The organism is Roseospira navarrensis, assembly GCF_009601025.1.
GTDB classification, from domain to species: domain Bacteria; phylum Pseudomonadota; class Alphaproteobacteria; order Rhodospirillales; family Rhodospirillaceae; genus Rhodospira; species Rhodospira navarrensis.
On record NZ_WIVE01000187.1, the window covers coordinates 1 to 422 of the forward strand.

Sequence of the window (422 nt, forward strand, 5' to 3'; positions counted from 1 at the left end):
CTTGGGGACGTTGTCATGATCCTTGATCTTCACCGGCAGGGCCTGAGTCTGTCGGCCATTGCCCGGCGCACCGGGCTGGACCGCAAGACAGTCCGCACATGCATCAAGCGTGGCCTGGAGCCGCCGGTTTCCGCGCCCCGACCGCCCAGGGACCCCATCACCGCGCCCTGGCAGGACTATCTGCGCCAACGCCTTCAGGCCGTGCCCGAGCTGACCGCCAAGCGGCTGCTGCGCGAGATCCGCGACCTCGGCTACACCGGCGGCTACACCGCCGTGAAGGCCTATGTGCGCAGCGTCCGGCCCTCCGCCAGCCCCGCCTTTGAGCGCCGGTTCGAGACCCCGGCGGGCCGCCAGGCCCAGGTCGATTTCGCCCACTTCCGCGCCACCTTCACCGACGAGCCGGGAACCGAGCGCGTGGTGTG

1 protein-coding gene is annotated in these 422 nt (G+C 70.4%); it reads left to right on the forward strand.

Features of this window, described 5'->3' with window-relative positions; genetic code table 11:
* On the forward strand, window positions 1-422 hold a 422-nt coding region (locus tag GHC57_RS19210; RefSeq protein ID WP_153347281.1), incomplete at both ends, for a helix-turn-helix domain-containing protein.